Consider the following 9,293-nt stretch of genomic DNA (forward strand, 5'->3'; position numbering starts at 1 on the left):
TAGCACTTTTGTCCAAACTCGATGTCGATAAGCATATAAATATTGAAATTGAGCTGGATGAGCTTGATTTGACCAGTGCTGAAAGTAAGGCAACATATGCTCAAATCAAAGAATATGTTTGGAATAAATTTGAATTAAAAGTTCCGACATTATATATTGCACAGATAAAAAGGAAATGTGGAATAGAATTACGAGAACATTACAACAAGTCTAAAAAGGAGAAACAAATTATTCCACAGTGTACACCTGAAAAAGAAGAAGCTATCATGGATGCCTTGAGACACTTCAAAATGATTGAATAGAAAGGGAAGATATTTTATGAGATGGATAATAAAAATAATTTTTTTCCCAATCAGCTTCCTGCTTAGTACTCTCACTGCCTTTCTGACATTCTTACTCGGAATAGGAACGGCACTGCTATATTTGCTGATGATGTTTTGCATATTTGGAGCAATAGCATCTTTCTTACAAAAAGAAGTTACCATCGGAATCGAAGCATTGATTATTGGATTTTTAGTTAGTCCATACGGCGTACCGATGATTGGAGCAACCGTTATAGCTTTTTTACAAGGTATCAATGAAGCAATAAAATCAATCTAAAAAATTTCATAAAAATGGTTACCAAAGGCGATAGAAGAAAAAACTATCGTCTTTTTCTTTGTAAATTTTTAAGGAGGGAGGTGATCCTGCATGGACTTTGACTATTTCTATAACAGAGAAGCGGAAAGATTTAACTTTCTAAAAGTGCCTGAAATATTGATAGACGGAGAAGAATTTAAGGGATTGTCTGCTGAAGCAATCATCCTATACTCCATGCTTTTGAAACGCACAGGAATGTCATTTAAGAATAACTGGGTGGACAAGGAAGGCAGAGTATTTATCTATTTTACTGTTGAAGAAATTATGAGAAGAAGAAATATCTCAAAGCCTACTGCCATAAAAACATTGGACGAGTTAGACAGCAAAAAAGGAATAGGACTGATTGAAAGAGTAAGGCTTGGACTTGGTAAGCCGAATGTCATTTATGTTAAAGATTTTATGAGCATAATAGCGGTAAAAGAAAATGACTTTCAGAAGTCAAAAAACTTAACTTCAGAAGTAAAAGATTTTAACCTCAGAAGTAAAGAAAATGAACTTCAGGAAGTTCAAAATGTTGACTCTAACTATATAGAGAATAATAAGAGTAAGTATAGTAAGAGAGAATATAGTTTTGGGGAAAACGGACTTGGAACATTTCAAAATGTCTTTTTAAAGGACGAAGATATAGGTGAATTACAAATAAAAATGGCAGGAGAGCTTGATAACTACATTGAGAGATTATCAACCTATCTTCAAAGTACCGGAAAGACATATAAAGACCATAAAGCAACAATTCTTTCTTGGTTTTATAAAGATCAGGGAAGTAAGAAAAAAACCAATATCCCTACATGGGAGGAATATAACAAGGGAGTACATTTATGATTAAAGAATTAGAGAAAGTGATGATAGAAGATGTGGAATACAGCTTTGATCCTGAAAAAGAATATATCAAAGACGGACACGCCTACTGTAAAGTGTGTCATGAAAGAAAAGATGGGAAAGCATTAGAATTTTTCGGAAAGCAGATGATATTTAAGACTGCTTGTAAATGCGATAGAGATAGAGAAGCAAAAGAAAAAGAAAGACAAAAGCAGCTTGAAATCGAGAGATTAAAAAGTATCTGCTTCACATCCATGATTCAATGGGCATATACCTTCGAAAACTATCGGGAAAAAGAAAATCAAAGCCTTATTATCGCAAAGAATTTTGTAAAAGATTATGAACTGATGAAAAAAGAAAACATCGGACTTTTGTTTTATGGTTCGGTGGGTAGCGGAAAGACCTATCTTGCCTGCTCTATTGCCAATGCACTGATTGAACAGTATCAGATAAGCGTTAAGATTAGAAACTTTGCACAAATAATCAACGAACTGCAAAAAGGCGGATTTGACCTTGATAAAAACGCATATATCGAATCCCTTGTAAACACTTCCGTTCTCATCTTAGATGATTTAGGTATTGAAAGAGATACAAGCTATGCCAAAGAGCAGGTATATAACATTGTGAATAACAGGTACTTAAAGCATAAGCCGACAATCTTTACTACAAATCTTTCATACAGCCAAATTGAAAACTGTACGGAGAGTGTGGAATACCAAAGAATTTACTCAAGAATTATTGAGATGTGTATTCCTGTGATGGTACTTGGAGAAGATTACAGGAAAGTTATTCAGGAAGAAAAATTAAAGAGGAATAAAGAAAGATTACTGACTGGAGGTGAGAGAACTTGATCAATGAAGAAATTGCAAGAAAAACGCTGAATATGGAGGTTAAAGCCGGAAAAGTAACAGCAAAGCTTCTTTTGACTTTACTCAAGAAATTGATGAAAGAGGCTGAGAAACTCGGAGGGCTTGAAAAGCTAGTTAATGCTAACGGAAATGAAGTGAAGCTAAAAGATATGGTAAAAAAGGGACAGCTTGAAGAAATTCCGGTAGAAGAAGCAGAGCTGAAGGAACTGAAAAAGGAACTTAATCGGTATGGGGTAAAGTTTTCAGTAATGAAAGATAAGGAAAGCGGAAAATACTCCGTATTCTTTCAGGCAAAAGACATGAAAGTGATGGATAGAGCCTTTAAGCACGCATTAGCACAGTCTGAAAAGAAAACGGAAAGAAAGGAATCTATCCATAAGAATATTGAGAAGTTTAAGGAGATGGCAAAGAACACTGTTTCTAAAGATAAAGTTAAGAATAAACAAAAGGAGCAGAGCCTATGATAGATAAGATACTAAAAGACATCAAAGGCTTATTTAAGGTGCAAGATAAGGCAAAGTTTCTAAAGCAGAATACTCCCTATCTTGCATTTTTCTATGTTGGCAATATCTTTTCTCATCATGTAAGAGCCTATATAGGTGGCGATGTAATAGATAAAATCTTTCAAGGAATATTAGAGCTTAATACCATGAGCTTTATTCCAAGTATTCATCCTTCTGACATTTTAATGGGCGTGGGAGTGGCAGCTATAATTAAATTTATTGTCTATACCAAAGGCAAAAATGCAAAAAAGTTCAGACAAGGGAAAGAGTATGGATCAGCACGATGGGGAACGAGAAAAGATATAGAACCGTATATGGATGAAAAGTTCCAAAACAATATCTTGCTTACTCAAACGGAACGATTAACTATGAATGGTAGACCTGCTAATCCAAAGTATGCAAGAAATAAGAATGTACTTGTTATTGGCGGTTCAGGCTCCGGAAAAACAAGATTTTATGTAAAGCCAAACCTAATGCAAATGCACTCGTCATATTGCGTAATAGATCCAAAAGGAACAATAGTCATTGAGTGTGGGAAGATGCTTGAAGATAATGGCTATGAGATAAAAATCTTAAATACCATCAACTTTAAAAAGAGTATGAAGTACAATCCATTCGCCTATCTCAGAAGTGAAAAAGACATACTTAAATTGGTACAGACAATCATTGCAAATACTAAGGGAGAGGGTGAAAAAGCAGGTGAAGATTTTTGGGTGAAAGCCGAGAAACTCTACTATACGGCTTTGATAGGTTATATTTTTTATGAAGCTCCAAGAGAAGAAAAGAACTTTGCGACACTACTGGATATGATAGATGCTTCAGAAGTCAGAGAAGATGATGAAACCTATATGAATCCCATTGATAGACTATTTGAAGCATTGGAAAAGAAAGAGCCTACGCACTTTGCGGTAAAGCAATATAAGAAATACAAACTTGCTGCTGGAAAAACGGCAAAGTCTATTCTTATTTCATGTGGTGCAAGGCTTGCTCCTTTTGATATTCAGGAGCTTAGGGACTTGATGAAAGAAGATGAACTTGAACTTGATACACTTGGAGATAGAAAGACAGCACTCTTTGTTATTATCTCTGATACAGATGATACTTTTAACTTTGTGGTGTCTATCATGTACTCACAGTTATTTAATCTACTTTGTGATAAGGCAGATGATGAGTATGGAGGAAGATTACCTGTTCATGTAAGGTGTTTGCTTGATGAATTTGCAAATATCGGCTTAATTCCAAAGTTTGAGAAGTTAATAGCGACAATCCGTTCAAGAGAAATATCTGCAAGCATTATTTTGCAAGCACAATCTCAGCTAAAGGCAATTTACAAGGATAATGCAGATACCATTGTCGGTAACTGTGATAGCACGCTATTCTTGGGTGGAAAGGAGAAAACAACACTTAAAGAGCTATCAGAAACGCTTGGAAAGGAAACGATAGATCTATATAATACATCGGAAACAAGATCAAATGCTAATAGTTATGGACTCAATTACCAAAAGACAGGAAAAGAGCTGATGAGTCAAGATGAGATAACGGTTATGGATGGCAGTAAATGTATCTTTCAGCTTAGAGGTGTAAGACCGTTTTTATCAGATAAATTTGATATTACAAAGCATAAGAATTACAAGTTACTTGAAGATTTTAATAAGAAAAATGCCTTTGATATTGAGGAATATATCAAGAGAAAAGGGAAAGCAAAATTAAATAGAGAAACGGTTATTACAAGAGTGCAGTAAGTCTAAAGAACATAGATTTGCTGCTTTTTTATTACTCAAAATCAGGAGGAAAGATGGTAAGGATAAGAAGTCCCACTAAGGAAAACTAAATAGCAAGAGTATCAGCGATTGGAAAAGAAAAACTCCGATCGCTTTTTTTATTGAAGAGAAAAGGAGAAATTTTTAATGAAGCAAGAAATGATTAACATCAATGCCAACTTATTGGCAGAACCAACTTTTTCAAGTTTTGACAAAGAGGGAGAAACGGTTGAAGTTGCAAACTTTACGCTTGTAAAAAAGTACGGAAAAGGTAAGGAATATATCAATTGTGCAGCCTATGGAGAAAAAGCGGAGAAAGCAAAGGATTTTGAAAAGGGCGATTTGATCCATATCTTTGGATACTTTAAGAAGCGTGAAAAAGAGGGAAAGACTTACAAAAACTTTGTTGTGAAGTCATACAACAAAATTGAAAAGAAAGAAGAAAACGAGGAGGAATAAATTATGGAATTTTTTACACAGGCAGTAAATGTATTAAAGATTTTAGTTATGGCAGTAGGTGCAGGACTTGGAGCATGGGGCGTTATTAACCTGATGGAAGGTTATGGTAATGACAATCGTGCGACACGTTCATAAGTGAAAAGCTTATGCACTAAGTTTAAGGACATAAAGTCCGAAACTTAGGAGAACTAACAATCTAATAGGTAGAATGACGGAGTAACGCCCTAAAATGCCTACACTGATACTCCGATTGGCAATAAATATTAGACTAATTTATTGTCAAAAGCTCGGTGAAGTCGGCAGAGAGTAGCCGTAAATAGCTATATAGTTATACGAAACCTGTTTAGAGGTAAATGGTGCTACCTATATGCCGGGTGTCGAATACGCATGGTGAGAATGTGTATACCAAAACACTGACGCACATCCGAATGTACAAGTCTAGACGTTTGAATTTGTCTAACGGCAATTACCATCAAAGATGGTGTGTTTGTGGATTAGTAAGAATGGTTGTTATGAAAGTCCATATATCGTTACAGGCGATAAGGCGAGAGCTAAACACAGGCTTAGAGGAAGAACCTAAACGTATTCAATGATAGGATTGTTGGAACGTGGTAAGCCAAGAGCATGGAAGCAGTCTAATGCTAATGAAGTGTTGAATGGGAAAATGACTGTAAAAACAGCATATAACCGTTCTTTATCTTGGTGAAAGCGGTGGCACAGTACCTATGAAGCGAAAATAATAAGTTCGTGGAGGGATAGCCACCAGTCACAGGAAAGTACAAGAACTGAAATTAAGACAAACACAGCTTCGAGTATGACAAAGAAAATCAAATCCGAAAGGAGATGGTGACTGTGTCCACTTCGAAACAAACACTGAAACAAAGCAAAATCCGTTATACGGAATACTATGACTTGCAAAAAGTCCTTGATGATTTATATGAAGATAGCGGTAATAATAAAGTATTTTCAAATTTAATGGAGTTGATAACTTCAAGAGAAAATATTAAACTTGCCTATCGTAGTATAAAAGGGAACAAAGGAAGTCATACGGCTGGGGTAGATGGCAGAACAATAAAACATCTATCAAGGCTAAATGAAGAAGAATACATTTCTCTCATACAAAAACAGTTTCATTGGTATAAGCCACGCCCTGTAAAGAGAGTGGAAATGCGAAAGCATAATGGGAAAATTAGACCTTTAGGAATACCAACTATTGTAGATAGAATTGTACAACAATGTATCTTGCAAATATTAGAGCCGATATGTGAAGCCAAGTTTCATGACAGTTCCTATGGGTTTCGACCTAACAGGAGTACGGAACACGCTATTGCAGAATGTGCAAGACTAATGCAGATACAGCACTTACACTATGTAGTCGATATTGATATACAAGGATTTTTCGATAACGTATATCGTGCAAAGCTCATAAGGCAGCTTTGGAATTTAGGAATCCAAGACAAAAAGTTACTTTGTATCATTAAGGAAATGCTTAAAGCAGACATAGTTATGCCCGATAAAAAGGTAATTACACCAACAAAGGGAACACCACAAGGCGGAATATTATCACCGCTACTATCTAATGTAGTCTTGAACGAATTAGATTGGTGGGTTTCATCTCAATGGCTGACAATGCCTACGCATTATCCATATAAACAGAGAACGAACAGTCAAGGAACAGAGATAAAAAGCCATACTTACAGAGATTTAAGAACAAGCAACCTAAAAGAAATATACATTGTAAGGTATGCTGATGATTTTAAGATATTTTGCCGTAATTACTACGATGCAAAAAGAACCTATCAGGCAGTTACAAAATGGTTGCAAGACCGATTAAAACTAAATGTGAGTGAAGAAAAATCTAAAATAACAAATCTAAAACAAAGGTATTCGGAGTTCTTAGGATTTAAGCTTAAGGTTAAACCAAAAGGCAAAAAGTTTGTTGTACAGTCGCATATAAGTGATAAGGCACTGAAAAATGCAAAAGAAGATATTTCTAAATGTGTTGCGGATATAAAAAGACCTGCAAACGAAAAGGAACAGTACAAAGCAATAGCCAAGTATAATGCCACTGTTTCAGGCTTGCATAATTACTACCAAATAGCAACAAATGTAAGTTTGGACTTTGCTAAAATAGCCTTTCACATTAAAAAGCAGATGAACAACAGACTTGATATTAAAACCAGTGGAACGCTAAACAAAGGATTTATCAAAGAAAAATATGGAAAAAGTAAACAGCTTCGCTTCCTTAATGGACATCCGCTAATTCCAGTTGGATATATTAGGACAAAGGACGCAAAACACAAGAAAAAGGTTGTAAATAAATACACTGTAAAGGGCAGAGCTTTTATTCATAAAAATCTGCAAATTGATGTAGATACACTTGTTTGGTTGATGAGACATCCTGTACTTGATAAGAGTATAGAGTTTGCAGACAACAGAATTTCGCTCTTTGCAGCTCAATATGGCAGATGTGGGGTAACAGGTGTAAAACTTATACCAAACGATATACATTGCCATCATAAGATACCGCTTGAACAAGGCGGTACAGACAGTTATAGCAACTTAATTCTTGTTACAGAAGCAGTTCATATACTTATCCATGCAACAAAAGAAGATACAATCCAAAAATATATAAAAGAGCTTGGCTTAACGGTCAAGCAGATCGAGAAATGTAATAAGCTTAGAAAAATGGCAGGATTGCCAATAATTTAGAAAAAAATAATTTGTTACGAAGTGTGTAAGTCTTAGTTAAAACGTGAAAATCTTTCTTGTGATGGAACGCCGTGTGCGGTGAAAGTCGCATGCACGGTGTGAAGTGGGGGAAAATTCAGAGATAACATCAAAGGATTACCTATCACTATCGGGTGCAAAATCTCAGGGCATTAAGCAGCTTATGGCAGGAGGCGGCATTGTCCTTATCGGATTAAAGCTGATTCCGCTTCTTGCAAATGTACTCAAGTAAGAAGAAAAGGAGAAATTAAATGTTTGGGATATTCGACAAGATAGAGGAGTTTTTCAAAGATCTTCTACTGGGCGGTATCCAAGCAAACTTAGAGTCCATGTTTCTTGACATCAACGATAAAGTTGGTGCGATTGCAACGGATGTGGGAAAGACACCGATGGGGTGGAACGAACAGGTTTTTAGTTTTATCAAAAGCATTAACGACTCTGTCATTATCCCCATTGCAGGGCTAATCATAACGGCAGTCCTTTGTATCGAGCTTATCAATATGGTTATGCAAAAGAACAATATGCACGATACAGATACCTTTGAATTTTTCAAGTACATCATAAAGATGTGGATTGCCGTATGGTTAGTGTCCCATGCTTTTCAGTTTTCTATGGCAGTCTTTGATGTTGCACAGCACATGGTAAATAAAGCGGCAGGGGTAATTAACACCTCTGCCGTTATCTCCGGAGATCAGATTGTAACGATGGTAGAAGGCTTAAAAGATAAAGGTCTTGGAGAGCTTGTCATGATACTCTTTGAAACCTCGCTCATAAAGGTGGCAATACAGGTCATTTCCATTGTGATTATGCTTGTGGTATACGGCAGAATGTTTGAGATTTATGTTTACTCATCCGTTTCAGCCATTCCTTTTGCCACAATGGGAAACAAAGAGTGGGGACAAATCGGAACAAACTATATCAAAGGCTTATTTGCCATAGGATTACAAGGACTCTTTTTAATGGTTTGTCTTGGAATATACGCAGTATTAGTTAAAACAATACAGATAACAGATATACACACAAGTACCATGACGATACTTGGATATGCGGTTTTGCTGGGGTTAATGATGCTAAAGAGCGGAACTCTGGCCAAAAGCGTATTAAATGCACACTAACAGAAAGGAAATATATGATGAACAAAAGAAAAACAGTATTGATAGCAGTAGCAGTTGGAACAGGTATTTTGGCAGTAATGGATAGAATCAGGCTTCACAGCAAAGTGGAGGACTTGGAAGAAAGAACAAAAGACATCGGTCGCTGCCACAATGATTTTTGTCTAATGCAGGAAAGATATAACAGAAGTACAAATGAACAGATTGCAAGTATTCAGGAAGAAATCGGCTCCGTATATGAGCATATAGAGGAGCTTTCAAAGGGTAAAGAAGATGGGAGGTAAGTTATGGCGTATGTACCTATCCCAAAAGACTTAAAGAAGGTAAAAACAAAGGTTGCATTCAACCTGACAAAAAGACAACTGATAGGTTTTACGATTGCAGGACTGATTGGAATACCAA

Annotated in this window: 10 protein-coding genes and 3 pseudogenes; all 13 read left to right on the top strand. The window is 36.0% G+C overall.

Going from position 1 to position 9,293, the window contains the following annotated elements:
- Positions 1-302: pseudogene (locus tag HMPREF1253_RS08855) on the top strand (23S rRNA (uracil(1939)-C(5))-methyltransferase RlmD); the annotation flags it as partial.
- Between the two features lie 16 nt (positions 303-318).
- Positions 319-600: a CD1845 family protein gene (locus HMPREF1253_RS08860; RefSeq protein ID WP_036740000.1), complete on the top strand. Its 282-nt coding sequence runs from the start codon at positions 319-321 to the stop codon at positions 598-600.
- A 90-nt stretch (positions 601-690) separates the two neighbouring features.
- Positions 691-1,461 (top strand): replication initiator protein A, encoded by a 771-nt coding sequence (locus tag HMPREF1253_RS08865; RefSeq protein ID WP_023056450.1) that lies wholly within the window; start codon positions 691-693, stop codon positions 1,459-1,461.
- On the top strand, positions 1,458-2,309 hold the full coding sequence (locus HMPREF1253_RS08870) for an ATP-binding protein (RefSeq protein WP_000588831.1): 852 nt from the start codon (positions 1,458-1,460) through the stop codon (positions 2,307-2,309). The genes HMPREF1253_RS08865 and HMPREF1253_RS08870 overlap by 4 nt, the downstream gene beginning before the upstream one ends.
- Positions 2,306-2,791, top strand: coding sequence for a PcfB family protein (locus HMPREF1253_RS08875; RefSeq protein ID WP_023056454.1), 486 nt, complete (start codon positions 2,306-2,308; stop codon positions 2,789-2,791). Before HMPREF1253_RS08870 ends, HMPREF1253_RS08875 begins: the two co-directional genes overlap by 4 nt.
- On the top strand, positions 2,788-4,572 hold the full coding sequence (locus tag HMPREF1253_RS08880; RefSeq protein WP_023056451.1) for a VirD4-like conjugal transfer protein, CD1115 family: 1,785 nt from the start codon (positions 2,788-2,790) through the stop codon (positions 4,570-4,572). The genes HMPREF1253_RS08875 and HMPREF1253_RS08880 overlap by 4 nt, the downstream gene beginning before the upstream one ends.
- A gap of 165 nt (positions 4,573-4,737) precedes the next feature.
- A complete protein-coding gene (locus tag HMPREF1253_RS08885) occupies positions 4,738-5,049 on the top strand; it encodes a hypothetical protein (protein WP_002846250.1) in 312 nt (103 codons plus the stop codon).
- A 3-nt stretch (positions 5,050-5,052) separates the two neighbouring features.
- Positions 5,053-5,181: pseudogene (locus tag HMPREF1253_RS09985) on the top strand (Maff2 family mobile element protein); the annotation flags it as partial.
- Positions 5,182-5,901: 720 nt separating this feature from the next.
- On the top strand, positions 5,902-7,761 hold the full coding sequence (ltrA, locus tag HMPREF1253_RS08895; protein WP_023056448.1) for a group II intron reverse transcriptase/maturase: 1,860 nt from the start codon (positions 5,902-5,904) through the stop codon (positions 7,759-7,761).
- A gap of 151 nt (positions 7,762-7,912) precedes the next feature.
- Positions 7,913-8,011 (top strand): annotated as a pseudogene (locus HMPREF1253_RS09990) (Maff2 family mobile element protein); the annotation flags it as partial.
- Positions 8,012-8,030: 19 nt separating this feature from the next.
- Positions 8,031-8,894 (top strand): VirB6/TrbL-like conjugal transfer protein, CD1112 family, encoded by an 864-nt coding sequence (locus HMPREF1253_RS08900; RefSeq protein WP_023056452.1) that lies wholly within the window; start codon positions 8,031-8,033, stop codon positions 8,892-8,894.
- A gap of 17 nt (positions 8,895-8,911) precedes the next feature.
- Positions 8,912-9,175, top strand: coding sequence for a hypothetical protein (locus HMPREF1253_RS08905; protein ID WP_007894829.1), 264 nt, complete (start codon positions 8,912-8,914; stop codon positions 9,173-9,175).
- Between the two features lie 3 nt (positions 9,176-9,178).
- Positions 9,179-9,293: PrgI family protein (locus HMPREF1253_RS08910; RefSeq protein WP_023056453.1), on the top strand; the 115-nt coding region annotated here is incomplete at its 3' end.

Origin of the sequence: Peptoniphilus sp. BV3C26 (genome assembly GCF_000478985.1) — a bacterium.
Taxonomy (GTDB): Bacteria; Bacillota; Clostridia; order Tissierellales; family Peptoniphilaceae; genus Peptoniphilus_B; species Peptoniphilus_B koenoeneniae.